22 protein-coding genes are annotated in these 24,279 nt (G+C 75.7%); 8 read left to right on the top strand and 14 right to left on the bottom strand.

Translation table 11 applies throughout. From position 1 onward, the window contains the following. Positions 1-12 precede the first annotated feature (12 nt). The 6 genes from ssuE to RNC47_RS02525 form a co-directional block, all read right to left on the bottom strand. Positions 13-564, bottom strand: coding sequence for an NADPH-dependent FMN reductase (gene ssuE / locus RNC47_RS02550; protein ID WP_311595083.1), 552 nt, complete (start codon positions 562-564; stop codon positions 13-15). Between the two features lie 22 nt (positions 565-586). Then, positions 587-1,741, bottom strand: a complete 1,155-nt coding sequence (locus RNC47_RS02545; RefSeq protein WP_311595082.1) for an LLM class flavin-dependent oxidoreductase — start codon at positions 1,739-1,741, stop codon at positions 587-589. A 56-nt stretch (positions 1,742-1,797) separates the two neighbouring features. After that, positions 1,798-3,009, bottom strand: coding sequence for an SfnB family sulfur acquisition oxidoreductase (locus tag RNC47_RS02540; RefSeq protein ID WP_311595080.1), 1,212 nt, complete (start codon positions 3,007-3,009; stop codon positions 1,798-1,800). Positions 3,010-3,376: 367 nt separating this feature from the next. Then, positions 3,377-5,137, bottom strand: coding sequence for an ABC transporter ATP-binding protein (locus RNC47_RS02535; RefSeq protein WP_311595079.1), 1,761 nt, complete (start codon positions 5,135-5,137; stop codon positions 3,377-3,379). After that, on the bottom strand, positions 5,134-6,963 hold the full coding sequence (locus RNC47_RS02530) for an ABC transporter ATP-binding protein (protein WP_311595078.1): 1,830 nt from the start codon (positions 6,961-6,963) through the stop codon (positions 5,134-5,136). The genes RNC47_RS02535 and RNC47_RS02530 overlap by 4 nt, the downstream gene beginning before the upstream one ends. Before the next feature lie 71 nt (positions 6,964-7,034). Beyond that, the gene (locus RNC47_RS02525; protein ID WP_311595077.1) at positions 7,035-7,811 is read right to left on the bottom strand and encodes a thioesterase II family protein; all 777 of its coding nucleotides are present in this window, start codon (positions 7,809-7,811) and stop codon (positions 7,035-7,037) included. 919 nt (positions 7,812-8,730) lie between these two features. On the opposite strand from RNC47_RS02525, the gene RNC47_RS02520 reads away from it, so the two are divergent. After that, on the top strand, positions 8,731-10,011 hold the full coding sequence (locus RNC47_RS02520; protein WP_311595075.1) for an FAD-binding protein: 1,281 nt from the start codon (positions 8,731-8,733) through the stop codon (positions 10,009-10,011). Positions 10,012-10,084: 73 nt separating this feature from the next. After that, complete coding sequence (locus tag RNC47_RS02515) at positions 10,085-10,327, top strand: DUF2630 family protein (protein ID WP_311595073.1); 243 nt, start codon at positions 10,085-10,087, stop codon at positions 10,325-10,327. A 12-nt stretch (positions 10,328-10,339) separates the two neighbouring features. Here the strand turns inward: RNC47_RS02515 and RNC47_RS02510 are convergent, their stop codons facing one another. Continuing rightward, positions 10,340-11,350, bottom strand: a complete 1,011-nt coding sequence (locus RNC47_RS02510) for an ArsR/SmtB family transcription factor (protein WP_311595071.1) — start codon at positions 11,348-11,350, stop codon at positions 10,340-10,342. 55 nt (positions 11,351-11,405) lie between these two features. Here RNC47_RS02510 and RNC47_RS02505 point away from each other — a divergent pair, with 55 nt between their 5' ends. Further along, the gene (locus tag RNC47_RS02505; protein WP_311595069.1) at positions 11,406-12,770 is read left to right on the top strand and encodes an MFS transporter; all 1,365 of its coding nucleotides are present in this window, start codon (positions 11,406-11,408) and stop codon (positions 12,768-12,770) included. Here RNC47_RS02505 and RNC47_RS02500 read toward each other — a convergent pair. After that, positions 12,715-13,704: a helix-turn-helix transcriptional regulator gene (locus RNC47_RS02500; RefSeq protein WP_311595068.1), complete on the bottom strand. Its 990-nt coding sequence runs from the start codon at positions 13,702-13,704 to the stop codon at positions 12,715-12,717. The genes RNC47_RS02505 and RNC47_RS02500 overlap by 56 nt on opposite strands. Before the next feature lie 97 nt (positions 13,705-13,801). On the opposite strand from RNC47_RS02500, the gene RNC47_RS02495 reads away from it, so the two are divergent. Both RNC47_RS02495 and RNC47_RS02490 read left to right on the top strand, forming a co-directional pair. Further along, complete coding sequence (locus RNC47_RS02495) at positions 13,802-14,920, top strand: winged helix DNA-binding domain-containing protein (protein ID WP_311595067.1); 1,119 nt, start codon at positions 13,802-13,804, stop codon at positions 14,918-14,920. Between the two features lie 97 nt (positions 14,921-15,017). Next, positions 15,018-15,821 (top strand): TrmH family RNA methyltransferase, encoded by an 804-nt coding sequence (locus tag RNC47_RS02490; protein ID WP_394814690.1) that lies wholly within the window; start codon positions 15,018-15,020, stop codon positions 15,819-15,821. Here RNC47_RS02490 and RNC47_RS02485 read toward each other — a convergent pair. After that, positions 15,818-16,675 (bottom strand): AraC family transcriptional regulator, encoded by an 858-nt coding sequence (locus RNC47_RS02485; protein ID WP_311595065.1) that lies wholly within the window; start codon positions 16,673-16,675, stop codon positions 15,818-15,820. The genes RNC47_RS02490 and RNC47_RS02485 overlap by 4 nt on opposite strands. 90 nt (positions 16,676-16,765) lie before the next feature. Here RNC47_RS02485 and RNC47_RS02480 point away from each other — a divergent pair, with 90 nt between their 5' ends. Then, positions 16,766-17,602 (top strand): NmrA family NAD(P)-binding protein, encoded by an 837-nt coding sequence (locus RNC47_RS02480; RefSeq protein WP_311595063.1) that lies wholly within the window; start codon positions 16,766-16,768, stop codon positions 17,600-17,602. Between the two features lie 229 nt (positions 17,603-17,831). On the opposite strand, the gene RNC47_RS02475 is transcribed toward RNC47_RS02480, so the two are convergent. The 3 genes from RNC47_RS02475 to RNC47_RS02465 form a co-directional block, all read right to left on the bottom strand. Continuing rightward, on the bottom strand, positions 17,832-18,086 hold the full coding sequence (locus tag RNC47_RS02475; RefSeq protein ID WP_311595061.1) for a hypothetical protein: 255 nt from the start codon (positions 18,084-18,086) through the stop codon (positions 17,832-17,834). A 163-nt stretch (positions 18,087-18,249) separates the two neighbouring features. Continuing rightward, positions 18,250-19,464 (bottom strand): acyl-CoA dehydrogenase family protein, encoded by a 1,215-nt coding sequence (locus RNC47_RS02470; protein ID WP_311595059.1) that lies wholly within the window; start codon positions 19,462-19,464, stop codon positions 18,250-18,252. Between the two features lie 17 nt (positions 19,465-19,481). Further along, positions 19,482-19,958, bottom strand: a complete 477-nt coding sequence (locus RNC47_RS02465) for an SCP2 sterol-binding domain-containing protein (RefSeq protein WP_311595057.1) — start codon at positions 19,956-19,958, stop codon at positions 19,482-19,484. 106 nt (positions 19,959-20,064) lie between these two features. On the opposite strand from RNC47_RS02465, the gene RNC47_RS02460 reads away from it, so the two are divergent. Beyond that, the gene (locus tag RNC47_RS02460) at positions 20,065-20,733 is read left to right on the top strand and encodes a TetR/AcrR family transcriptional regulator (protein WP_311595056.1); all 669 of its coding nucleotides are present in this window, start codon (positions 20,065-20,067) and stop codon (positions 20,731-20,733) included. Here RNC47_RS02460 and RNC47_RS02455 read toward each other — a convergent pair. Both RNC47_RS02455 and RNC47_RS02450 read right to left on the bottom strand, forming a co-directional pair. Continuing rightward, the gene (locus tag RNC47_RS02455; RefSeq protein ID WP_311595054.1) at positions 20,716-21,555 is read right to left on the bottom strand and encodes a MaoC family dehydratase; all 840 of its coding nucleotides are present in this window, start codon (positions 21,553-21,555) and stop codon (positions 20,716-20,718) included. The genes RNC47_RS02460 and RNC47_RS02455 overlap by 18 nt on opposite strands. 1 nt (position 21,556) lies before the next feature. Further along, on the bottom strand, positions 21,557-22,870 hold the full coding sequence (locus tag RNC47_RS02450) for a 3-oxoacyl-ACP reductase (RefSeq protein ID WP_311595052.1): 1,314 nt from the start codon (positions 22,868-22,870) through the stop codon (positions 21,557-21,559). Between the two features lie 70 nt (positions 22,871-22,940). On the opposite strand from RNC47_RS02450, the gene RNC47_RS02445 reads away from it, so the two are divergent. Further along, a complete protein-coding gene (locus RNC47_RS02445) occupies positions 22,941-24,275 on the top strand; it encodes an acetyl-CoA C-acetyltransferase (RefSeq protein WP_311595050.1) in 1,335 nt (444 codons plus the stop codon). Positions 24,276-24,279 lie beyond the last annotated feature (4 nt).

The following is a 24,279-nucleotide window of genomic DNA, read 5'->3' as shown; positions in this document are numbered from 1 at the left end:
GCGCGGTCGTCGTCAGGAGACGCGGCGCAGCAGCCGGGCCCCGAGGTGGAGGGAGAACTGGTCGACGACCTGGGTCAACGGCTCGGCGGCCGTGGGGTCGAGGGTGAGCGAGCCGTCGTCGGCGGTCAGGATGTGGCGGTCGAGGACGAACCAGCCGGGGGTGATGTGGGTGGCGCCCATCGAGGAGAGTACGGGGCGCAGCGCGTAGTCGATGGCCAGCACATGGGCGGTGCTGCCGCCGGTGGCCAGCGGCAGCACGGTCTTGCCGGCCAGCGCGTACTGCGGCAGCAGGTCGAGCAGGGTCTTCAGCAGCCCGGAGTAGGCGGCCTTGTAGACGGGGGTGCCGATGACCACCCCGTCGGCCCGGGCGAGGAGTTCGGCGACCTCGGTGATCGCCGGGTGCGCGAGGTCCGCGCCGAGCAGGGCCTCGGCCGGCAGGGTGCGGACGTCGAGCGGGATCACGTCGTGGCCCTGGAGTGCGAGGCGCGCGTCCAGGTGGCGCAGGAGGCGGGCGGTGCGGGAGGTGGGTGAGGGGCTTCCGGATACGGACAGGACGACGGCCATGGTTCTACCTCGCGGTGTCGGGTCAGGGTCGGGCGGCGGCGAACGGGACCTGGGCGGTCACGGGTTCACCGGTGCGGCGGGCCGGGTGCCGCCACAGGCCACGGCGTTCGAGCACGGGGAGCACCCCCTCGCCGAACCAGTACGCGGCCTCCAGGTGGGGGTAGCCGGAGAGCACGAACTCCTCGATGCCGAGCGCGTGGTACTCGAGGATCCGCTCGGCGACCTCCTCGTGACCGCCGACCAGCGCGGTGCCCGCGCCACCGCGCACCAGCCCGATCCCGGCCCACAGGTTGGGGTGGATCTCCAGGCCGTCGCGGCTGCCGCCGTGCAGCGCCAGCATGCGGCGCTGCCCCTCGGACTCGCTGCGGCCGAGGCCCTCCTGGACGGCCGCCACGGTCGCCGGGTCGAAGCCGTCGAGCAGCCGTCGTGCCTCGGCCCACGCCTCCTCGGAGGTGTCGCGGTTGATGACGTGCAGCCGGATGCCGAAGCGCGGGGTGCGGCCGTGCGCGGCGGCCAGCTCCCGCACCCGGGCGATCTTCCGCGCGACCTGGGCGGGCGGTTCGCCCCAGGTGAGGTACACGTCGACGTGGCGGGCGGCGACCTCGAGGGCGGCGGGCGAGGAGCCGCCGAAGTAGACCTCGGGCACCGGTTCCGGCAGCCGGGTCAGGCGCGCGCCCTCCACGCTCAGCCGCTCGCCGGCCAGGTCGACGGTCTTGCCGTCCCACAACTGCCGGACCACGTGCAGGAACTCGCCGGTCCGCTCGTAGCGCGCGTCCTTGTCGAGGAAGTCGCCGTAGGCGCGCTGCTCGGCGCTCTCGCCACCGGTCACGATGTTCAGCAGCAGCCGGCCGCCGGTGTGCCGTTGGTAGGTGCTCGCCATCTGGGCCGCGAGCGTCGGCGAGACGAAGCCGGGCCGGAACGCGACCAGGAACTTGAGGCGTTCGGTGTGCTGGCTGATCATCGCGGTGGTGAGCCACGCGTCCTCGCACCAGGCGCCGGTCGGGGTCAGCGCGCCGACGAAGCCCAACTGCTCGGCGGCGCGCGCGATCTGACCGAGGTAGCCGACCGTCGGCGGCCGGTCGCGCCCGGCGGCCGTGACGGCGGCGCCGTGGCCGCCGCCCACGACGTGCCGGCTGTCGCCGTTGGTCGGCAGGAACCAGTGGAAGGTGAGGGGCACGGAACTCTCCGTTCTTTCGCGGGCGTTGTCAGCGAGGCGGGGTCGGCGAGGGGGCGTCACAGCAGGCCGTGCCGGGGCGGCGGCGTGCCGTTGAGCAGGTGGCGGCCGATGTGCTGCACCTTCCAGCGGGCCGGATCGTGCAGGGTGTGGGTGCGGGCGTCGCGCCAGTGGCGGTGCAGGTTGAGGCCGTTCAGCGCCGCGCGGGTGCCGGCGACCTCGAAGAGCGCGGAGGAGATCTCGACGGCCGCGGTGGCGGAGAACGCCTTGGCGGCGGCGACCGCGATCGACGCCTCGGCGGCGCTGCCGTCGGTGAGCCCGGCGCGCGCCACGTCCACGGCCCGGGCGGCCGTGGTGAGCAGCGCCTCGGCCGCCCGCAGCTGGACGGCGAGTTCGCCGAACCGCTGGATCAACAGCGGGTCGTCGGCGGCCCGCTCCAGCCCGCTCTCGAACCAGGGGCGGCTCCTGGTGCGGACGAACTCGGCGGCCTCGGCCAGCGCCCCGCCAGCGATCCCGACGTCGATCGCGGCGTGCAGCAACTGGGCCGTGGCGCCGTGCAGCTGCGGCCCGGTGAAGGTGCGGTGGTGGGGCACCACGCGGTCGGCGGGCACGTGCACCCGGTCGAGGCGGACGGTGCCGCTCGCGGTGGTGCGCTGGCCCATGCCGTCCCAGTCGTCGACGACGGTCACCCCCGGCTCGTCGCGCGGCACGTAGGCCACGTGCAGCCGGTCGCCGTCGTGGGCCGCCTTGGCCAGCACCGGGATCCAGTCCGCGAACAGCGCGCCGGTCGTGTAGTGCTTGACGCCGGTCAGCGTGTAGCCGTCGCCGTCCGGCTCGGGTTCGAGGCGGGTGCGGAAGTCCTGGACGTGCCGGGTGCCGGCCTCCGACTGGGCGTTGCCGAACCGCCGGCCGGCCAGCACCTCGCCGAGGAGGAACGCCCGCTGCTCCGGGGTGCCCTGCCGGCGCAGCACGTTGACGTAGACGAAGTGGCTCTGCGGGATCTGGGCGAGGCTGGCGTCGGCGGTGGCCAGGAGCCGGAAGATCTCGGCGAGGGTGACGACGGTGACGTCGGCCCCGCCGTGCTCGGTCGGCACGGTGACCGCGAGCAGGCCGCTCGCCGAGAGCCGGTCGAGCTCGGCGCGCGGCAGTTCGCGCTCCGCGTCCCGGCGGGCGGCACCGGCCCGGAAGGCGTCGGCGAGTTCGGCCGCGACCTTCAGCGCCTCGGTGTCGTCCTCGATCACATGGGCGGCGGCAGGGGCGGACCCCGGCATGCGGTCTCCTTACGGATGGGTCCTTACGGATGGGGGTGCGGCGGCGCGCGGGCACGGCGGACCGCCCGGCCGGCGGCGGCGCGCGGGCAGGCGGGAACGCGCTCGGCGGGAGCGAGCGGTAGGTGGGGCGGGACGGCCGGTCGGAGCGTGGTCACGGACGCGCCGGGCGCGGGGGCGCGCACGGCGCGCGGCGCGGAGGCGTCAGCTGGAAGCGCGACAGATCGCGGCGGCCACGCGGAGGAAGTCCACGCAGCGGCGGCGGGTCAGGATCCGGGCACCGGACATGGTTCGATGCAAGCATGACCACCCCTGACCGTCAATGCCCGGTTCGTCATACGAGACGACCGGTCGCCGGGGCGAGGGGTCGTCAGCGGCCGTGCCAGGACCGCCAGAGCGCGGCGTAGGCCCCGTCCGCCGCGACCAGTTCGTGGTGCGGGCCGAGCTCGGTCAGCCGGCCGTCCTGGAGCACCGCGACCCGGTCCGCGTCGTGGGCGGTGTGCAGCCGGTGCGCGATGGCGACGACCGTGCGGCCGCGCAGCACGGCGGCCAGCGCGCGCTCCGTGTGGCGTGCGGTCGCCGGGTCGAGCAGGGCGGTCGCCTCGTCCAGCACCAGCGTGTGGGGATCGGCCAACACCACGCGCGCCAGGGCGAGTTGTTGGGCCTGCGCGGCGTCGGCACGGTGCCCGGTGGGCCCGAGACCGGTGTCGAGGCCGGCCGGCAGCTCGGCGACCCAGTCGGCGCCGACCGTCTCCAGCGCCGCCCACAGCTCGCCGTCCCCGGCGGCCGGCGCGGCGATCAGCAGGTTGTCCCGGACGGTGCCGAGGAAGACGTGGTGCTCCTGCGTGACCAGCAGGATCTGTCGGCGCAGTTGGTCGGGGGCGAGCTCGGCGACCGGCACCCCGCCCACCGTCACGCTGCCGGTGCGCGGCGCGTCGACGCCGGCGAGCAGCCGGCTCAGCGTCGTCTTGCCCGCGCCCGAGGGGCCCACCACGGCCAGCCGCTCGCCGGGACGCACGGTCAGGTCGATGTCGCGCAGCACGTCCCGCCCCGTGCCGTACGCGTAGCCCACGCCCGTCAGCTCGATCAGGTCGCCGTCCGGGGCGCGACCGCCGGCCGCCGGGGGCGGCCCCGCGGCCAGGCCGACGCCCTCGACCCGGGCGAAGGAGGCGCCGCTGCTCTGCAGTTGCTCGGCCCACATCAGGATGACCTCGAGCGGGTTGGCGAGTTGCTGGAGGTAGAGGGCGGCGGCCACGACCGTGCCGAGGCTCACCGCGTCGCGCGCGTGCAGCGCGCCGCCCACCAGCAGCGCCGCGACCACCGGCACCACGAACGACAGGTCGGTGGTGGGGAACAGCACGCCGCGCAGGAACAGCGTGCGCGTCCTGGTGGTCCGGCACCGCTCGACGGCCGCCTCGCAGGCGGCGAGGCGCTGTGCGCGCAGCCCGAGCGCCTCCACGGTGCGGGCGCCCGAGGCGGTGGCGGCGAGCAGCTCGGCCAGCTCCGAGTTGGCCGCGCCCTCGGCGAGGTAGGCGGTGCGGGCCCGGCGCAGGTACCAGCGCAGCGAGAACCAGCAGCCGACCAGGCCGAGCAGGCCGCAGGCGCCGAGCCGTGGGTCGAGGGCGAAGACCGCGCCCAGCACGAACAGCGCCTGGAGCGCGGCGATCAGCACGTCGGGCGCGGCGTCCCGCAGCGTGTAGCCCACCGCCGAGACGTCGGTGGTGCCACGCGCCGCCAGGTCGCCCTGGCCGGCGCGCTCCACGACCGAGGGCGGCAGCGCCAACGCCCGCGTCACGTACCCCTCGCGCACCCGGGCCAGGGTCCGCTCGCCGAACCGGTGCCCGACCAGGCGCGCCCAACGGATCAGCAGCAGCTGCGCGAGCCCGCACAGCAGGATGGCCAGCGCCAGCCGGTCGACGGTCGCCACCCCGGCGCCCGCCCCGACCTCGTCGATGACGCGGCCGAGCAGCCAGGGGGCGACCAGGCCGGCGCCGGCGGCCAGCGCGTTGAGCCCGAGCAGGGCGGCGAAGGCACGGCCGTCCCGGCGGACCAGGCCGACCGCGGCCCGGGCGACGGCGGCGGGCTCGGCGACCGGCAGCCCGGAGGCGGCGTCGCCGGCGCCGGCGCTCATCGGAGGACCTCCCGGGCCGGCGCGCCGTCTCCGTCGAGGTCACCGCGCCGGTCGGCGTCCGCGCCGGCCGCCGGGTCCTCGCCGCGCGCCACGAGACGCCGGTACTCGGGTTCGCCGGCCAGCAGTTCGCGGTGGGTCCCGACGGCCGCGACCCGGCCGTCGACCAGGAGGTACACGGTGTCCGCCCGGTCGAGCAGCAGCGGCGACGCGGTGCCGACCACGGTGGTGCGGCCGGCGCGCGCGGCGCGCAGCCCGGCGGCCATGGCGGCCTCGGTGTGCGCGTCGACGGCCGAGGTGGGTTCGGCCGCGAGCAGCACCTCGGGGCCGGCGAGCAGCGCCCTGGCCAGCCTGATCCTCCCCCAGCTAACGCTGGGCGGTGCCCCCAGCCGCTGGCCGCCCGAGAGGTTCCTGGCCTGGGCCAGCAGCGGGGTGTCGAGCCCGGCCGGCAGGCCGCGCACCACGTCCTCGGCGGCGGCCGCCCGCACGGCGTCGGCGATCGCCGCGTCGTCGGGCCGCCGGCGGCCGGAGAGCACGGCGCGCAGCGGGCCGGCGAAGAGGTCGGCCTCGTTCTCCGCGAGCAGGATCCGGTCCAGGACCCGCGCCCGCGCGATGCCGTCGAGCCGGACGCTGCCCCAGGTCACCGCCGAGGGCGCGAAGCCGGCGAGCCGCGTCAGCACCGCGCCGGTCTCGGCGGTTCTGGCGCTGACCAGCGCGGTCAGCCGTCCCGGCGCCACCCTGACCCCCGAGTCCGGGTCGTGCAGCGGGGAGTCGGCGGGTGGCGGGGCCTGGCCGGGTCCTGTGGTGGTGCCCTCCGGCTCCAGGTCCAGGAAGCGGATGATCCGGCGGGCCGCGACGAGGCCGCGGCTGACGTCGTACGCGCCCTCGATCAGGTAGTTGACGGGGATGGAGAGCACCGCCACGTAGCCGTAGACGGCGACGAGTTCGCCCACGGTGATGGAGCCCTGGGCGGCCATCCTGGCGGCCAGCCAGGTCACGACGGCCAGGAACAGCACCGGCAGGCCGCCGGCGAGCGCCTGGATCCAGCTGGTGACCGCGGCGACCCGGTAGCCCTCGGCGCGCAGCCGCGCCGAGTCGCGCCGGAAGCGCTCGGCGTGCACGTCCTTGCCGCCGAGCCCGCCCAGCACGCGCAGCCCGCCGACGATGTCCAGCACCCGGGCCGTGAGGCCGCTCTCCCGTTCCCGGTAGGCGGCCTCGGAGCCGCGCAGCGGCCCGAGCAGCGGCCCGACGAGCAGCGCGAGCACCGGCACCCCGAGCAGCACCACGGCGGCGAGCGGTGGCGAGACGGTCAGCAGCAGCACGGCCACCGCGCCGAAGGCGAGCACCCCGGACGCGCCGGAGCTGGCCATGGTCAGGGCCTGGCCCGCGACGCCGACGTCGCGCATCCCGATGGTGACCACCTCGCCCGCGGTCACCCGGCGCGGCAGCGTGGCGCCGAGCCGGGTCGCCTGGTCGTTCACCAGCCGCGCGGTGCGGAAGGCGGCGTCCATCCTGACCCGGGTCATGGTGCGGTGTCGCATCATGCCGCACCAGGCGCTCAGCCCGTTGAGGGCGAACAGCGCCGCGCACCAGCCCGCGAGCACGCCGGGACGGCCCGGGACCAGTCCTTCGTCGATGGCGCGGGCCAGCACCAGCGGCGCCAGCGTGAGGCCCGCCATCCAGGAGGAGCCGAACAGCATCCCGGCGGCCACCCGGCCGCGTTGCCGGCGGGCCAGCCACCACAGGTACCGGCCGGCCGAGCGCAGGTCGGGAACCCCGGTGAGCCGCGTGACGTCCGTGTCCAGCGTGGTCTCCCGTTCCGGCCGCATGGCTCACCCCCGGGACGGCACGCTACCCGGTGGGCGTGGATCACGACATGGCGCCGGGAGCCGGCTGCCGCTCACGCCGGCGCGGACCGCAGGGTGGCGGCGACCGTCGCGGTGACCGCCTCCTGATGTTCGGTCAGGTAGAAGTGGCCCCCGGGGAAGACCCGCAGGTCGAAGGGGCCCTCGGTCTCCTCCCGCCACGCCTCGGCCTCGGCCTCGGTGACCTTGGGGTCGGCGTCGCCGGTCAGCACGTGGAGCGGGCAGCGCAGGCCAGGGCCCGGGGGCCGGACATAGGTCTCGATGGCCCGGTAGTCGGCGCGGATGGCGGGCAGCACCATGCGCATGATCTCGCTGTCGGCGAGGAGCTGGGCGTTGGTGCCGCTCAGTTTCCGCAGCTCGGCCACCAGACCCGCGTCGTCGCGCTCGTGGACCGTCTCGGCGCGCCGGGTGGCGGGCGCGCGGCGCCCCGAGGCGAAGAGCGCCGGGGCGACCAGGCCCTTCTCACGCTCCAGCCGGCGGGCCGTCTCGAAGGCGACGATGGCGCCCATGCTGTGGCCGAAGAAGGCGAGCGGGCGGTCGGCCCAGGGCAGCAGGGCCGCGTAGACGGCGTCGGCCAGCTGCGGGACAGTCTCCAACGGCGGCTCCTTGAGCCGGTCCTGACGGCCCGGGTACTGGACCGCCAGCACCTCGGCCGTGCCGGCGAGCGCCCGGGACATCGAGAAGTAGAAGCTGGCCGAGCCGCCCGCGTGCGGCAGGCAGACCAGCCGGACGGGGGCGTCCGGCTGGGGGTGGTAGCGGCGGATCCAGCGGTCGGTGTCGGCCGGGGCCGTCGGAGCGGCTTGGTCGGTCATGGAGGGGTCGCTTTCCTTCGCTCGCGGTGTGCGGTGGTCCGGGGCGTGTGGGTTCGGACAGCCGGGCCTCGCGTCCGTGGCCGCTCGTTCGGAGCGCGAGGCCGGCCGGCCAAGCCGCCTCCGGGCCGGGGCGTCCCCGCCGCCGACCGGGGCCGCGCCCGTGGGGCGGCACCGACCTGCGCGGTGGAACGGTCCGACCGGGCGCTGGGCGTGCGCCGGCACGGAGACGGCGCCCTCCGTGGTGGCCGGAGGGGGCTGGAGAGGGAGGGGGGAGGCGGGTGCGCGGGCGCCGGCTACCCGGCCGGCGCGGATAAGCCGGCGCGTGGACGGCGAGCGGGCAGGGGTGGGCGAGCGCCGCCGGCTGGGGCGCGGCTGTGACGGCGCGCTCCCCCGGCGGCCGCCGTGGCTGTCGGCGCAGCCTCGTTCATGTCAGCCTCTCGCTTCGTGCCCCGCGGGCTCCGCGGGATCTCCCGGACGTCGCTCAACGACCTGAACGCGGCCCTGCCAGGACGTGGTCGGCGCGCGCTCCCACCGCTCGCGCCTTCGCATATCAGAGCGCAGAAACGTCGCCGAACGCAGCACTCTCAGCAGCTTTTCGGACAAGTCGCCCAGCGGGGTTTGTGATCTACCGATCAACGGTAAGCAGACCGTCCGATCGGCGGGGCGCCACGCTTTCCCGTCCTCCGGGCGCCCCGGAGGGGCACCGGGGCCCGCGGGGCGGGGCGGCGGAGGCGGGGAAACTGGCCGGTTCGCACGCCGCCAAATCGTTCCGCCACTCGGATCGGGCCACCTGATCGCATGAACGGCGCGGGCGCCGCATTGACGTCGCGCACCGGATCGTGGCGCTGCCCGCCGGTGCCCCCCGGTGACCGGCGGTGGCCGCTACCCGTCGCACAGGGATTCGTATTACGGTCGCCGCATGCTGACAACCGGGACGCCCGCGCGCAACTGGGCGGGGAACATCACCTTCGGCGCCGCGCGGTCGCACCGCCCGAGCACCATCGACGAACTGCGGCGCGTCGTCGCCACGGCGCGGAGCGTGCGGGTCCTGGGGGCCGGCCACTCGTTCAGCGACATCGCGGACACCACCGAGGACCAGGTGCGGCTCGACGGCCTGCCGCGGCGCGTGGAGATCGACCGGGACGCCGCCACCGTGACCGTGGGCGGCGGGCTGCGGTACGCCGACTTCTGCGCCGAGGTGCACGCCGCCGGTTTCGCGCTGCCCAACCTCGCCTCGCTCCCGCACATCACCGTCGCCGGCGCCGTGGCCACCGGCACCCACGGCTCGGGGAACGAACTGCGCGGCCTCGCCAGTTCGGTGGCGGCGATCGAGCTCATCGGCCCCGAGGGCGACCCGCTGCGGTTGAGCCGGGCCGAGGACCCGGAGCGCTTCGCCGGCGCGGTGGTGAACCTGGGGGCGCTCGGCCCCGTCACCGCGCTCACCCTGGACCTGGAACCGACCTACGACGTGGCCCAGTGGGTCTATACCGGCGTCCCGCTGGACACGGTGGCCGCCGAGTTCGACGACATCAGCGGCGCCGGTCACAGCGTCAGCACCTTCACCGACTGGCGCGGCGGCGAGGGCGGCGTCTGGCTCAAGCGCCGGGTCGACCGGCAGGGCGCCGGCCACCCGGGGGTCGACTGGCACGGCGGCCGGCTGTCCGAGACCGCCATCCACCCCATCCCCGGCATGCCGCCCGAGACCTGCACCCCGCAACTGGGCGTGCCGGGCCCCTGGTACGACCGGCTGCCGCACTTCCGGCTGGCGTTCTTCCAGCGCGAGGGCGACGAGATCCAGTCCGAGCTGTTCCTGCCGAGGTCCGCCGTGCGCGAGGCGTTCGCGGCGCTGCGCGAGCTCGGCGACCGGATCGCGCCTCTGCTGTACGTCTCCGAGGTGCGCACCATCGCCGCCGACGAGCTCTGGCTCTCCCCCACCCAGGGCCGCGACTCGGTGGCCTTCCACTTCACCTGGCACCGCAGGCCCGAGGCGGTGCTCGAGGTGGTCGCCGCCATCGAGGAGCGGCTGCTGCCGCTCGGCGCCCGCCCGCACTGGGGCAAGGTGACGGCGGCCGCGCCGGCCGTGGTCGTGGCCGGCTACGAGCGGTTCGCCGACTTCCGCCGGCTGGTGCTCGACCACGACCCCGACGGCCGGTTCCGCAACGCCTACGTCTCCCGGCTGCTCGACGCCGCGCCGCGGTGACGGCCGGGGCGCCGGCCCTCGGCTGGCTCCCGGCCCGGTGGCCCGGCGTCCGTTTCGCACCTAATCTGACTCAATGGACGACAAGGACATCCTTGCCCGTGTCGGTGAGCTCGTGGCCGAGGAGCGCGCGCTGCGCGAGCGTTCCGTCGGCCACGGGCTCCAGGAGGGCGAGCGGATCCGGCTGACCGACGTCGAGGCCAGACTCGACCAGTGCTGGGACCTGCTGCGCCAGCGCCGCGCCCGCCTGGAGTTCGGCGAGGACCCGGCCGGCGCGACCGAGCGGCCGGCCTGGGAGGTCGAGGGGTACGAGAGCTGAACCGTCCCGGCGTCAGGCGGGCTCGGGGGGCGGCGCCGCGCCCGCGCGCGCGGCCTGCACCACGGTCTCCCCGGCGCGGGTGCGCGCGTAGAGCACCTGGCGGCCCGCGCGGTGGGCGCTGGCGAGTCCCGCGTCGCGCAGGGCGGTGAGGTGCTGGGAGACGCCACCGGGGGTCAGGCCGGTGCGGCGGGCGAGTTCGGTGGTCGAGGCGGGGGCGGTCAGTTCGGTCAGCAGGGTCGCGCGGGAGCGGCCGAGCACCCTCGCGAGGGCGTCGGACACGGCCGGCGGGCGGGTGTGCCAGAGCGTCCCGACGGCGCGCGGCGGGTAGCGGAGCGAGGGCTGCCACGGCTCGTCGAGCACGGAGAACACCCGGGGCCAGACGAAGGCGGAGGGCACCAGGAGCAGTCCGCGCCCGTCGAGTCGGCGCGCCCCGCGCGCGGTGCGGTGCTCCAGCTGCAGGGTGCCGGAAGCCCAGGTGACCTGGGGGTCGAGGTCGCCGAACAGGTGCTGCGCGCCGCCCTCGACCAGCCGTCCCGCGCGGTAGCGGATGTCCCCCTCGAGCAGGGTGAGGACGCGGGACCAGTAGGGGGCGAGGGCCAGCTCCCAGTACGCCTCGATCGCGTCGGCGAGCCGGCCGAGTTCGGTGGCCGGGTCGGCGCGCAGCGCCGCCATCCGGTGCCGCGGCACCGCGGCCGAGGTGCTCAGCAGCGCGGGCGGGGTGGCCCGCACCGAGGCCAGCTCCACGTCGAGCGAGGGCAGCGGCGTCGTGGGCGAGGGGCAGAGGAACCCCGGGACGCTGCCGGCCCACGGCGAACGCGTCGGCACCGGCACGAAGTCGAACAGCGGGCCGAGGTCGAGCCCCGACGCCGCCAGGCGCGGACGCACCTGCCGGACCCAGCCGCGGTGCAGGCCCTGCTCGTCGGCGCCCTTGAGCACCCGGACGCTGGCCATCACCTCCCACAGCGGGGAGATCGCGAAGCGGGTCCTGGCCACGTCCGCCATGCCGAACTCGATCTCGATCATTAAGCCCAGACTAAATCAGTAGGTCGCGGGGCGGCGATCGCGCACGGTGGCCGGCATGACAGACGCGTCCCGTTCCCCGTGGCGGCTGCCCGCCTTCCGCACGCTCTTCGCCGCCAGCGCCCTGAGCCACCTCGGCGGCAACGTCGGCTACGTGGCGATCCCGCTGCTCGCCGTCACCGTGCTCGACGCCGGCCCGGGGCAGGCCGGCGCCCTGGCCGCGCTGTCCACGGCGGCCTTCCTGCTCATCGGCCTGCCGGCGGGCGCCTGGGTCGACCGGCTGTCGGCCCGCCGGGTGCTGGTGGCCGCCGACCTCGCCCGCGCCCTGCTGTTCGCCTCGGTCCCGGTCGCCTGGTGGCTCGACGCGCTGTCGCTGCCGCAGCTGTACGCGGTGGTGCTGCTGACCGGCTGCGCCACGGTGTTCTTCGACGTCGGCTCGCAGAGCGTGCTGCCCGAACTGGTGGGCCGGGACCGCCTGGTGCCGGCGAACGCCGCCGTGGTGAGCCTCATGGCCGGCGCCAACATCGCCGGCCGCGGCGCCGGGGGCTTCCTGGTCCAGCTGTGCACCGCGCCGCTGGCCATCCTCGGCGGGTCCCTCGCCTACCTGGTCTCCGCCCTCGGCCTCGCCGGCCTCCGCTCCGGCCGGGCCTCCGCCGCGGCCCCGGCCGCCGGCCGCCGGCTGCGGGCCGAGATCGCCGAGGGGCTGCGGCACGTCCTCGGCGGCCGCGAGCTGCGCGCGCTGGCGCTCACCGCGACGCTCACCAACCTCGGCGCCCAGCTGACCAACGCCGTGCTGCCCGTGCTGTTCACCCGCGAACTCGGGCTGCCCGCCGGGGCGCTCGGCCTCTACTGGGCGACCGGTGGTCTCGGCATCCTGCTCGGCGCCGGCCTCGCCCGCCGGTTCGCCGCACGGCTGGGCCACGGCCGCGCCCTGGGTCTCGTCGGGCTGTGGTTCGCGCCCGCCGGGCTCGCCGTCGGGCTGATCGGCGAGGGTCCTTGGCTGTGGCTGGCCGGCGCCGGGTGGCTGGCGGCCATGACCAAGACGGGCGTCGACAACGTCCTCGGCGTGACGCTCCGCCAGCATCTGACGCCCGACCCGCTGCTCGGCCGGATGAACGCCACGTTCCGCTTCCTGCTCACCGGGGCCCTGGCGGTCGGCTCGGCGCTGGGGGGCGTGGTCGGCGAGACGCTGGGCGTGCGGGCGGCCGTGTGGGCCGGCGCGGTGTGCCTGTCCTGCGCCTTCCTCCCGGTCTTCTGCTCCCCCGTCCGCCGGCTTCGCGCCCTGCCGACGCCCGCCGCGCCGACCGGCCCTCGCCGCGACGCCCGCCAGCAAGCGGTGAGCGCCGCCACCAGCGCGCCCGGCGGGGCTACTCCGCCGCGGCCCTGGCGAAGCGGCGGGCCAGGCGCGCGAAGGCGTCCCTGAGCTCGCCGGGGCCGACGACCTCGACGTCCGCGTCGAACCTGCCGATGGTGGCGGCGAGGGCCGGCCACGACCACGCCCCGATGGTGAGCCGGCAGCGGCGCGGGCCGAGCTCCGCCACGACCCCGTCCCCGACGAACGGGGACACCTCAGAGGCCGGCAGGTCCAGGATCACCTCGCCGCGGCAGGGCCAGTCGCCGGGGCCGTCGGAGGAGCCCCGGAACCTGCCGGCGACGAAGGCGGTCACCTCGCCGCCTGGCAGCTCGCGCGGCGCGAAGCGGGGCCCGGTGGGGACGCGCGGGGCGATCCGGTCGACCCGGAAGGTGCGCCAGTCGCCCCGGTCCAGGTCCCAGGCGACGAGGTACCACCGCCCGCCCCGGGTGACGAGGTGGTGCGGCTCCGCCCGACGCGGCGGCGCCGGTTCCGGCCCCGCGGCGCCCGTCCCGGAGGCGGCGGCGTAGTCGAAGCGCAGCACCTCACGGGCCCGGACGGCGTCGCCGACCGCCATCAGCACCCGGGGGTCGGCCTGCGGGCGGGGCCGGCCGCCGGCGGGTTCGACGGCCGTGACCCGGAGGGTGTCCACCCGGTGCCGCAGCCGGGCCGGCATGACCTGCCGCACCGTCTGCAACGCGCGCGCCGCCGCCTCCTCGATGCCGGCGCCGGTGGTGGTGGCGATCCCGAGCGCGACGGCGAGCGCGACGGCCTGCTCGTCGTCGAAGAGCAACGGCGGCAGCCGGGTGCCGGCGTCCAGCCGGTACCCGCCGTCGGGCCCCTTCACGGCCACGATCGGGTAGCCGAGCTCGCGCAGGCGGTCGACGTCGCGGCGCACGGTGCGCGGGCTGACGTCGAGCCGCTCGGCCAACACGGCCCCCGGCCAGTCCCGGCGGGCCTGGAGCAGCGAGAGCAGCGACAGCAGCCGCGCTGAGGTCTTCGGCATGGCCCCGATCCTGCCCGGAGAAGCGGACACCTTCTGTCCTCTTCGGCTGCGATCGTGGGCGGTGCCCGACGAAGCGAACCCCGGAAGGCCCACCCACGTGACCACCACGACCACGTCGCCCGTGCTCGACACCCGGGCGCTGAACCGCGCCACCCTCGCCCGGCAGCTGCTGCTCGACCGCGCGGACCTGCCGGTGCTCGACGCCGTCGCCCACCTCGGCGGCCTCCAGGCCCAGGAGCCGCAGGAGCCGTTCGTCGGACTCTGGTCGCGACTGCGCGCGTTCGACCCGACGGTGCTCTCCGAGCTGCTGACCGGGCGGCGGGTGGTGCGCACCCGCGTCATGCGCGGCACCGTCCATCTCCTCACCGCGGACGACGCGTTGGCCTGGCGGGCCCGGCACGACGCGATGCTGCGGCAGCGGGTGACCAGCGCCTTCCGGCGCGAGCTCGTCGGCGTCGACCTCGACGAACTCGCCGCGGCGGGCCGGGCTTTGGCCGCGGACGGCGAGCCCAGGTCGATGGCCGAGCTGGGGCGGGCGCTCGCCGCACGCTGGCCGGCGGCCGGGCCGCGCGGCCTCGCGGAGGTCCTGGTCGCCGCGCTCGTCCCGATGGCGCAGCTGCCACCGCGCGGCCTGTGGCGCGCCCGGGGCGGGGCGCGCTACCTGCCGCTCGCCACCTGGCTCGGCCGTGAGATCGGCCCGCCCGACCCGGACGGCACCGACCCGGTCGGCCGGGCGCTGGTGCGGCGCTACCTGGCCGCGTACGGCCCGGCCGCCGTCGCCGACGTGCGCGCCTGGTCGGGCCTCGCCGGGCTGCCGGCCGCGGTGGCGGCGATCCGCGGTGAGCTCGTGACCTTCCGCGACGAGCGCGGCCGCGAACTGGTCGACCTCCCGGACGCGCCCCGCCCCGCCCCGGACACGCCGGCGCCGGTGCGGTTCCTGCCGGCGTTCGACAACGCGATCCTCGGCTACGACGACCGCGGCCGGATCATCGACGACGCCCACCGCGGTCTCTCGGTCGCGGGTGAGCGCGTGGTGCTGGTCGACGGCCGGGTCGCCGCGACCTGGAAGGTGGCGGCGGACACCGTGACGGTCGCCCCGCTGCGCCGCCTCTCGAAGGCCGAGCGTGCCGAGGTCGCCGAGGAGGGACGCGAGGTGGCCGCCTTCCTCTCGGACGGCGAGAGCGACCGGGTGCGCGTCCCGGCGTCCCCGGACTAGGTCCTGGCGGCCGCGCGGCGGAACCCGTCCGCCGGGATAGCCTGCTGACCGGCGGAGACCGAGCGGACGGAACGGAGCGGGAGCGCAGGTGGCGGGGTTGCGGATCACGACGCGGAACGCCCGGTTCCAGCAGTGGCAGGCACAGCTGGCGAACCGGAGCAAGCGGCAGCGGGCGCGGGAGTTCCTGGTGCAGGGGGTGCGGCCGATCAGCCAGGCCGTGGCCCACGGCTGGCCGATCAGGGCGCTGCTGTTCGACGCGGACCGGCAACTCTCACGGTGGGCCAGGGAGTTGTTGGCCGAGGCGCGGGCCGAGAAGGTCGCGATGTCCGCCGAACTCCTCGCCGAGCTCGGCGAGAAGGACGAGGGCGCGCCCGAGCTGGTCGCCGTCGCCGAGCTGCCGGCCGACGAGCTGTCCCGCATCCCGGTCGGCCCCGACTTCCTCGGGGTGCTCTTCGACCGCCCGACGAGCCCGGGCAACATCGGCACCATCGTCCGCTCGGCGGACTCCTTCGGCGCGCACGGCCTGGTGGTGACGGGCCACGCGGCCGACGTCTACGACCCCAAGTCGGTGCGGGCGAGCACGGGTTCGCTGTTCGCGCTGCCGGTGGTGCGCGCCCCGGGACACCGCGAGGTGTCGGCCTGGCTGGCCGGCGTCGGCACGCCGGTCACCGTGGTCGGCCTCGACGAGGACGGCGAGGCCGACGTCGCCGACTTCGACCTGACGGGTCCCGTGCTGCTCGCGGTCGGCAACGAGACGGTCGGGCTGAGCGCCGGCTGGCGCGAGCGGTGCGACGCGGTGCTGCGGATCCCGATGACCGGCTCGGCGAGCTCGCTCAACGCGGCCAGCGCCGCCACGGTCGTCCTCTACGAGGCCGCGCGCCAGCGGGCACGGGGGCGTTAGACCGGCGCGCACTCCCGCTCCGGCTCCCGGCAGGCGCGGTACTCGCTCGGGCTCACCCCGTGGACCCGCTTGAAGGCGGCGCTGAAGCCGAACGCGTCCGCGTAGCCGACCTGGCGTGCCACCGCGCCGACCGTGTCGGCGGTCTCGGTCAGCAGTTCGGCGGCGACGGTCATGCGCCATGTCGTCAGGTAGGTGAGCGGCGGCTCGCCGACCAGCCTGGTGAAGCGGCTGGCCAGCGTGGTGCGCGACACCCCGGCCTCGCGGGCCAGGGCGGCCAGCGTCCAGGGGCGTTCGGGCGCGGCGTGTATGGCGCGCAGCACGGGCCCGATCACCTCGTCGCCCAGCGCCCGCGCCCAGCCGGGCGACAGGGCGTCTGGGCCGTCGAACCAGGCCCGCAGCGTGCACACCAGCAGCCAGTCGAGCAGCCGGTCGAGCACCACCTGCTGCCCCGGCGGGCACGCGGCGAGCTGGGTGTCGAGGGCGTCGGTCAGCGCCGCGCAGTCGTCGCCGCCCGGCACCACGAGCACCGGCGGCAGCACGTCGAGCAGCCGCCGGGCGGCCCGGCCCCGCACGTGGTACGCCGCGACCAGCAGCGCCGCCGGCTCGGTGGTGCCGGGCGGGTCGGAGAGCACGAACGGCGCCGAGCCGCGCACGAGCACCGCGTCGCCGACCCGCACCGCACGTGCCTCCTCGCCCGGTCCCGGGGACGCCCACGCCTCGCCGCGCAGCGGCGCGTACAGCGTGAGCGGCGCGCCGTCGGTGGCGCGCACCGACCAGGGCGGCGCGAGATCGGCCCGGCGGAAGCCGGTGCTGTCGGCGCGGACACCGCGCAGCAGTTCGTCGAACGGGTCCATGCTCTTCACTCTAGGCGACCGGACGATCGGACATGGCCCGCGTACGGGCGGCCATGTCCGCCGCCCCGGGCCGCGGGTTGACTGAGCGGCATGACGACACACGACGACGACATCCTGGTACTCGGCGCGACGGGCAAGACCGGGCGCCACCTGGTCGGCGCGCTGCGGGCGGCGGGCCGCCGCGTCCGTGCCGCGTCCCGCTCCGCCGAGACGCGCTTCGACTGGTCGGACCAGGACACCTGGGCCGCCGCCCTGGACGGGGCCTCGGCCGTCTACCTCGTGGCCCCCGAGGACCCGGCGCCGGTCGACGCGTTCGTGAAGCAGGCGACCGAGGCGGGGGTCCGCCGCTTCGTGGCGCTCTCCGGGCGGGGCGTCGAGCGGCTGTCGGCCGAGGCGTTCCAGGGCATGGCGGCGGCGGAGCGGGCCGTGCGCGACTCGGGCGTGGAGTGGAGCGTCATCCGCCCGAACAACTTCAACCAGAACTTCGACGACGACGCCGCCTGGCGCCCCCCGCTGCTGGCCGGCCGCCTCGCCCTGCCGATCGGCGCCACGCCCGAGCCGTTCGTGGACACCCGGGACATCGCCGACGTGGCGGCGGCCCTGCTCACGGCGGACGGCCACCAGGGGCAGGTCCACGAGCTGTCGGGGCCCAGGGCGCTCACCTTCGCGGACGCGGTGCGGACGATCGCCGAGGCGGCCGGCCGGGACATCGAGTTCGTGGAACTCGACCCCGCGGAGTACCGGGCGGAACTGCTGGCCGAGGGCGTCCCGGAGGAGGTCGTCCGGGATCTCGACGAGATGTACGCCAACATGCGCGCCGGCCATGTCGCCGAGCCGGTCGACGGGGTGCGGCGCGTGCTGGGCCGGGAACCGGTCGACTTCGCCGCCTACGCGACCGAGGCCGCCGCGGCGGGCGCCTGGGCCTGACGGTGATCGGCCCCCCGGCCGCGCGTCGCGGCGGGGGGCCGACCGGCCGTACGGGCTCAGTCGCCGTCGATCTCCACGTCGACGCCGACCTCCTCCAGGGCGTCCTCCGTCTCGTCGAGGACCTCGCCGACCACGTCCTCCAGGAAGTCGTCCATGGGTAACCCACCTCTCACGCGGCAACACCCCACAGTCCGGGGCGGGTTGATCCTATAGACGGCGGCCGTGAGCGCTAACGCGTGTAGCACATCAGGGCCCGCACCATGTGGCAGGTGGCGGCGGACGGTGGGTGGATGCCGATGCGCGCGGCCATGTCCCGTATGACGCGGTCCCGCGCCTGGATCGGGGTGCGGACGCCCGCGTCGAGCAGGGCGATGGTGAGCCGCATGGCCTTCAGCCTGCGGTTGTGCGCGATGTACCACTCCCGCGGCTGCCCGGCCGGCAGCGGCGCCTTCGCGAGCGGCGCGTACGGAAGATCGAAGAGCACGGGCGTCGGAGTGGGTGCGGAAGCCGTCACAGGGGTCCTCCCGTTCGTCGTCGAGAGCCTCCGGATCGCTCCGGAGAACTCTCTCGAACACTGCTTCAAGTTTACCGGCGGGCACTGACAAAGCCGCTGGTCACCACAGGAGTTGACGGCCGTCACGGCCCCCTCAGCGGATCTGTCGCCCGGTGATGGCGCGGGCGATGACGAGGCGTTGGATCTCGCTGGTGCCCTCGAAGATCGTGTAGATCTTGGCGTCCCGGTACATCCGCTCCACCGGGTGGTCCCGGCTGTAGCCGGCGCCGCCGAGGATCTGGACGGCCTGCTCGGTGGCGCGGACGGCGAGTTCGCCGGCGCGGAGCTTGGACATCGAGCCCTCGGCCGCGGTGAAGGGCTTCTCGTTGCGGCCCATCCAGGCGGCGCGCCAGATGAGGAGGCGGACGGCGTCGATCTCGGTGCGCAGGTCGGCGAGGGTGAAGGCGATGGCCTGGTTCTCGACGACGGGGCGGCCGAACGCCTCGCGCTGGCCCGCGTACTCGAGGGCGTACTCGTAGGCGGCGCGGGCGATGCCGAGGGCCTGGGCGCCGACGGTGGGGCGGGAGACCTCGAAGGTGGCCATCGCCGCCTGCCCCTTGGCCTGACCGCCCTCGCGGGCGCGGGCCAGGCGGTGCTCGAGGCGCTCGCGGCCGCCGAGCAGGCAGTGTCCCGGGACGCGGACGTCGTCGAGGAAGACGTCGGCGGTGTGCGAGGCGCGCAGCCCGAGCTTCCTGATCTTGCGGTTGCCGGTGAGCCCCCTGGTGCCTGGTGGGACGACGAACGCGGCCTGGCCGCGGGCGCCGAGCGCCGGTTCGACGGCGGCGACGACGACGTGGACGTCGGCGATGCCGCCGTTGGTTATCCACGCCTTCTGGCCGTTCAGCACCCACTCGTCGCGCGCCTCGTCGTAGCGGGCCCTGGTGCGCATCGCCGAGACGTCGGAGCCGGCCTCGGGCTCGGAGACGCAGAACGCGGCCACCTTCGGGTCTTCCGCGTCGCCGAAGCACCGCGGGACCCACTCGGCCAGCTGGTCGGGGGTGCCGGCGGCGAAGATGCCGGCGACGGCGAGGTGGGTGCCGAAGACGGCCATGCCGATGCCGGCGTCGCCCCAGAACAGCTCCTCGTTGGCGAGTTGGAGGGAGAGCCCGGTGGGGTCGCCGTACATCTCGGCCAGCGACTCGAAGCCGTAGAGGCCGATCCTGGCCGCCTCCCTGATGACGGGCCAGGGGGTCTCCTCGCGGTCGTCCCATTCGGCGGCGGCCTGGCGCACCACCTCGGCGGCGAAGCCGTGCACCCAGTCCCGCAGGTCGCGTTGTTCCTCGGTGAGGTCGAGGGAGAAGCCGCTCATCTCGCTCCGGTCCTCCGTCAGTTCTTCGTGGGCTTGGGGATGTCGAAGAGGCGGGCGAGCCCGGAGGCCAGCGCGACGTCGCCGGTGGCCCTGAGTTTGCGCGTCATGAACATCAGCACGGGGCTCGCGTTGCCGGAGACCAGGCGGAGGAAGTCGGCGTCGCCGAGGGCGAGGGTGACGCGCGGGGTGGCGTCCGTGGGGCCGGGGGTGGCGGTGCAGACGCCGTCGGCGACGGACACGTCGTAGACGGCCGTGGGCTCCCCCTTGCCGCCGGTGAGCTCCCAGCGGATGAGGGCGGTGAGCGAGCCGGCGCTCTCCGGGCGGAACTGACGGGTCATCCGGCTGAAGATCTCGGCGAGCACCCGCTGGCGCAGCTCGCCGCGCATCAGCTCGTCGAGCTCCGTGGCCGACGACTGCTTCACCAGGGCGGCGAAGTCCTCCGGGGTGACGCTGGAGAAGTCGTGGTCCTCCAGGTTCTGCGTGGGCTCGGCCACGGCGCTCATCTCACTCTCTGACCAACGGGGCACGGACACCGTTAGCTTACTCCGAAGTAGACTTACTTGCGAGTAAGGTCGGCGGGCCACTGGGTAGTGTGGCAAGGTGACCGACAAGCCAGACGACAAGCCGGACAAGCCGCGACGCCGACTCCCCAGGAGTGTGCGCGAGCAGGAGATCCTGGACGCCGCGGTCCAGGTCTTCTCCAAGCGCGGCTACCGCGCCGCCGTGGTGGACGAGATCGCCGAACTGGCCGGGATCTCCAAGCCGATGGTCTACCTCTACCTGGGCTCCAAGGAGGGCCTGTTCGTCGCCTGCGTCAGGCGGGAGTCGGCGCGCCTGGTGGCGGCCTTCCGGGAGGCGGCGGACGCCGGCGGCCCGCCCGAGGGTCGGCTGTGGGCCGGGCTCGCGGCGTTCTTCGGCTATGTGGCCGAGCACCGGGACAGCTGGGTGGTGATGCACCGGCAGGCGCCCGAGCAGGGCGAGGAGATCGCGGGCGAGCTGGCGGCGGCCAGGCGCTCGGTGATGGCGGAGGTGACGGGCCTGGTGGGCGCCGGCATCGCCGAGGGCGGCGGCGGCCCGATCAAACTCGGCGCCGAGGACGCCGAGTTCGTGGCGCACGCGCTGGTGGGCGCGGCCGACTCGTTGACGGACTGGATGGAGCGCCACCCCGGCGAGTCGCCCGAGGCGGTCACGGTGCGGCTGATGAACGTGATGTGGGTCGGCATGCGGAACGTGCTGGCCGGCGAGGTCTGGTCACGACCGGAGGGTTAGGGCCTGGAGGAAGCCCCGCAGGTGGACGGGGCCGGCGTCGGCGGCGCGCAGTTCGAAGGCGCGGCCCGCGTCGCGTGGCCCGGCGCGCAGTTCGGCGCGGGACGGCAGCGGCAGCGGGGCGTGGAAGGTGACGGACACGGCGAACGCGTCGGGCAGCGGCTCGGCCCCGGCGAGGAGGGCGAGGCAGCGGGCCTTGGCCCACATGCCGTGCGCGATGGCGCGCCGGAAGCCGAAGGGGCGGGCGGTCAGCGGGTGGAGGTGGATCGGGTTGCGGTCGCCCGACACGGCGGCGTAGCGGCGGCCGATGCCGGCCGGCACGGTCAACCGCTCGACCACCGGGCCGGGTTGGGGCTGCTCGGGGCGTGGTCGAGGGCCGGGCGCGGCCGGCCGGTCGCGGTGCAGGTAGGTGCTGACGGACCGCCAGACCGGCTCGCGTCCACCGGTGGTGGCCTCGGTGACCACGTCGAAGGCGCTGCCCCTGCGGTGCGGCCGGGCCGCGGTGAGCGCCACGCGCAGCCCGAGCGGTGCGTCGGCGCCGATCGGTCTTGACCGCTCGATCCGGTTGGCCAGGTGGACGAGACCGAGCGCGGGGAACGGGAAGTCGCGGCGGGTGAGCAGGGCGAGCGCGTGCGGGAACGCCAGCAGGTGCGGGTAGGTGGCGGGCAGCGTGGCCGGTTCCGGTGGGAAGCCGCAGAGCTCGGCGTAGCGGGCGATCCGCGTCGGGTCCTGGGGCGCGGCCGGCACCACGAGTTCGCGTTGCGGGACGACGCCGGTGCTGGCCGGTCGCTTGGGCAGCAGCGCTCTGGCGTAGCTGGCCAGCATCTCAGGCCCCCAGCAGGGCCTGGCCGCAGACCCGCAGCAGCTGGCCGGTGACGGCGCCGCTGCCCGGGGAGGCCAGGTAGGCGACGGCCTCGGCGACGTCGACGGGCAGCCCACCCTGGCTCAGGGAGTTGAGCCGGCGGCCGGCCGCCCGGACCGGGAACGGGACGGCGGCGGTCATCCGGGTCTCGATGAAGCCGGGGGCGACGGCGTTGACGGTGACGGCGCGGTCGGCGAGCACCGGGGCGAGGGCCTGGGTCAGGCCGATCAGCCCGGCCTTGCTGGCCGCGTAGTTGGTCTGTCCGACGTTGCCCGCGATGCCGCTGATGGAGGAGGTGAACACGATCCGGCCGCCCTCCGGCAGCGCCGGGGCCAGCCGCTCGGTGAGCCGCTCCACGGCGACCAGGTTGACGTCGAGGACGGCGCGCCAGCGGTCGGCGGCCATCCGGCCCAGCGTGCGGTCCCTGGTGATGCCGGCGTTGTGCACCAGGATGTCGAGGCCGGCGACCCGCTCGGCGAGCCGGTCGGGTGCGTCGGCCGCGGTGATGTCGAGTTCCACCGCGGTGCCGGCCAACGGCCGCATGGTGGCCCGCAGTTCGGCACCCATCGCCGGCACGTCCACGCCGATCACCCGGGCGCCGTCGCGGTGCAGCACCTCGGCCACGGTGGCCCCGATGCCCCGGGCCGCGCCGGTGACCAGCGCGGTGCGGCCGGCCAGCGGGCGCTCCCAGTCCTCGGGCACCGTGGCCCGCCGGCCGGGGCCGATCCGCACGGCCTGGCCCGAGACGTAGGCGGAGCGGGCGGAGAGCGCGAAGCGCACGGTGGACTCGATGGCGTCCTCGGCGCCGGGGGCGACGAGCAGCAGGTGGGCGGTGGCTCCGGCGCGCAGTTCCTTGGCGGCGGAGCGCACGAACCCGTCCAGCGCCCGCTGGGCCGCCGACTCGCCCGGCGAGGCGGCCAGTTCGGGCGGGGTGCCGAGCACGAGCAGCCGGCCGCAGGGGGCCAGGGCGCGGATCCTGGGGTGGAGGAACGCGTGCAACTGGTCGAGCCGGCCGGTCTCGCGGATGCCGGTGGCGTCGAAGACCAGGGCGGCCGGTGCCTCGGCGTGGGGCACCAGCTCGGCGCCGCAGGAGTCGAGGGCGGCGCGCAGCGCCGTGCCGAGCCGACCGCCGTCCGACTCGCCGAGCAGCACGGGCCCGCGCGCCACCGGGAGCCCCGGGCGGTGCCGGACGAGGCGGGCCGGGCTGGGCAGGCCGAGCCGGCCGACGAGCGCGGCGCCGACCCGGCTGGTGGCGAAGGAGAGATAGCGATCGGCCATTGATTTCCTCCCTACTGCGGGGTAAGTCTACTGAAAAGTAAGACAAGCGCGGTACGACGAGAGGTGGCAGATGACGACGACGCGCCGGGTGGCGATCCTCGGGGGCAACCGCATCCCCTTCGCCAGGGCCGACGGTCCCTACGCCACCGCCTCCAACCAGGAGATGCTGTCGGCCGCGCTGGCCGGCCTCGTGGACCGGTTCGGGCTGCGCGGCGCGTTGGTCGGCGAGTTCGCGGCCGGCGCGGTGCTCAAGCACAGCCGCGACTTCAACCTGGCCAGGGAGACCGTGCTCGGCAGCGCGCTCGACCACCGCACCCCGGCGCTCGACCTGCAACGGGCCTGCGGCACGGGCCTGGAGGCGGTCATCCAGGTCGCCAACAAGATCGCGCTCGGGCAGGTCGACTGCGGCATCGCGGGCGGCGTCGACACCGCGAGCGACGTGCCGCTGGCGCTCGACGACCGGATGCGCCGCACCCTGTTGCGGGCCCGCCGCGCCCGCACCCTGCCGGGCAGGCTGCGCGCCCTGGCCGGCGCGCGGCCGAGCCACCTGCTGCCGGAGATCCCGCGCAACGCCGAGCCGCGCACCGGGCTCTCGATGGGCTACCACGCCGCGCTCACCGCCGCCCGGTGGGGCATCACCAGGGCCGACCAGGACGCGCTGGCCGCCACCAGCCACCGTCGGCTCGCCGCCGCCTACGACCGGGGCTTCTTCGCGGAGTTGGTCACTCCGTTCCGCGGCCTGGAGCGGGACCAGAACCTGCGCCCCGACAGCACCGTCGAGCAACTGGCACGACTGCGCCCGGTGTTCGGCCGGGAGCTGGCCGAACCCACCATGACGGCGGGCAACTCGACGCCGCTCACCGACGGCGCGGCCGTCGTGCTGCTGGCCACCGAGGAGTGGGCGGCGGCCCGCGGGCTGCCGGTGCTGGCCTACCTCACCCACGCCCGCACCGCCGCCGTGGACTTCGTCCCGGGCCCCGACGGGCCCGAGGGGGCGGAGGGGGCCGAGGACGGGCTGCTGACCGCGCCGGTCTTCGCCGTCCCCCGGCTGCTGGCCGACGCCGGACTCACCCTGGCGGACCTGGACTTCGTCGAGATCCACGAGGCGTTCGCGGCGCAGGTACTGGCCACCCTCGCCGCCTGGGCCGACCCGGCGTTCTGCGAGAGCCGGCTCGGCCTCGACAAGCCGTTGGGCACCGTGGACCGCGACCGGCTCAACGTGGTCGGCTCCTCGCTCGCCACCGGACACCCCTTCGCCGCCACCGGCGGCCGTATCGTGGCCACCCTCGCCGCGCTGCTGCGCGAGCGCGGCCACGGGCACGGCCTGATCTCGGTGTGCGCCGCCGGCGGCCAGGGCGTGACCGCCGTCCTCGAACGTCCACGGGAAGACCAGCAAGGGAGCTGACAGC

Source organism: Streptomyces millisiae, assembly GCF_031845425.1.
GTDB lineage: Bacteria > Actinomycetota > Actinomycetes > Streptomycetales > Streptomycetaceae > Streptomyces > Streptomyces millisiae.
The sequence above is the reverse complement of the archived record's forward strand: the minus strand, read 5'-3'. Positions and strand labels throughout refer to the sequence as shown.

Coding starts and splice junctions, on each gene's coding strand:
- RNC47_RS02515 (WP_311595073.1), top strand. CDS start 10,085: ATGGACGACAAGGACATCCTTGCCCGTGTCGGTGAGCTCGTGGCCGAG.
- RNC47_RS02445 (WP_311595050.1), top strand. CDS start 22,941: ATGACGACGACGCGCCGGGTGGCGATCCTCGGGGGCAACCGCATCCCC.
- RNC47_RS02540 (WP_311595080.1), bottom strand. CDS start 3,009: ATGCCGGGGTCCGCCCCTGCCGCCGCCCATGTGATCGAGGACGACACC.
- RNC47_RS02530 (WP_311595078.1), bottom strand. CDS start 6,963: ATGCGGCCGGAACGGGAGACCACGCTGGACACGGACGTCACGCGGCTC.
- RNC47_RS02500 (WP_311595068.1), bottom strand. CDS start 13,704: ATGCCGAAGACCTCAGCGCGGCTGCTGTCGCTGCTCTCGCTGCTCCAG.
- ssuE (WP_311595083.1), bottom strand. CDS start 564: ATGGCCGTCGTCCTGTCCGTATCCGGAAGCCCCTCACCCACCTCCCGC.
- RNC47_RS02535 (WP_311595079.1), bottom strand. CDS start 5,137: ATGAGCGCCGGCGCCGGCGACGCCGCCTCCGGGCTGCCGGTCGCCGAG.
- RNC47_RS02485 (WP_311595065.1), bottom strand. CDS start 16,675: ATGGACCCGTTCGACGAACTGCTGCGCGGTGTCCGCGCCGACAGCACC.
- RNC47_RS02455 (WP_311595054.1), bottom strand. CDS start 21,555: ATGCTGGCCAGCTACGCCAGAGCGCTGCTGCCCAAGCGACCGGCCAGC.
- RNC47_RS02520 (WP_311595075.1), top strand. CDS start 8,731: ATGCTGACAACCGGGACGCCCGCGCGCAACTGGGCGGGGAACATCACC.
- RNC47_RS02525 (WP_311595077.1), bottom strand. CDS start 7,811: ATGACCGACCAAGCCGCTCCGACGGCCCCGGCCGACACCGACCGCTGG.
- RNC47_RS02470 (WP_311595059.1), bottom strand. CDS start 19,464: ATGAGCGGCTTCTCCCTCGACCTCACCGAGGAACAACGCGACCTGCGG.
- RNC47_RS02510 (WP_311595071.1), bottom strand. CDS start 11,350: ATGATCGAGATCGAGTTCGGCATGGCGGACGTGGCCAGGACCCGCTTC.
- RNC47_RS02480 (WP_311595063.1), top strand. CDS start 16,766: ATGACGACACACGACGACGACATCCTGGTACTCGGCGCGACGGGCAAG.
- RNC47_RS02505 (WP_311595069.1), top strand. CDS start 11,406: ATGACAGACGCGTCCCGTTCCCCGTGGCGGCTGCCCGCCTTCCGCACG.
- RNC47_RS02450 (WP_311595052.1), bottom strand. CDS start 22,870: ATGGCCGATCGCTATCTCTCCTTCGCCACCAGCCGGGTCGGCGCCGCG.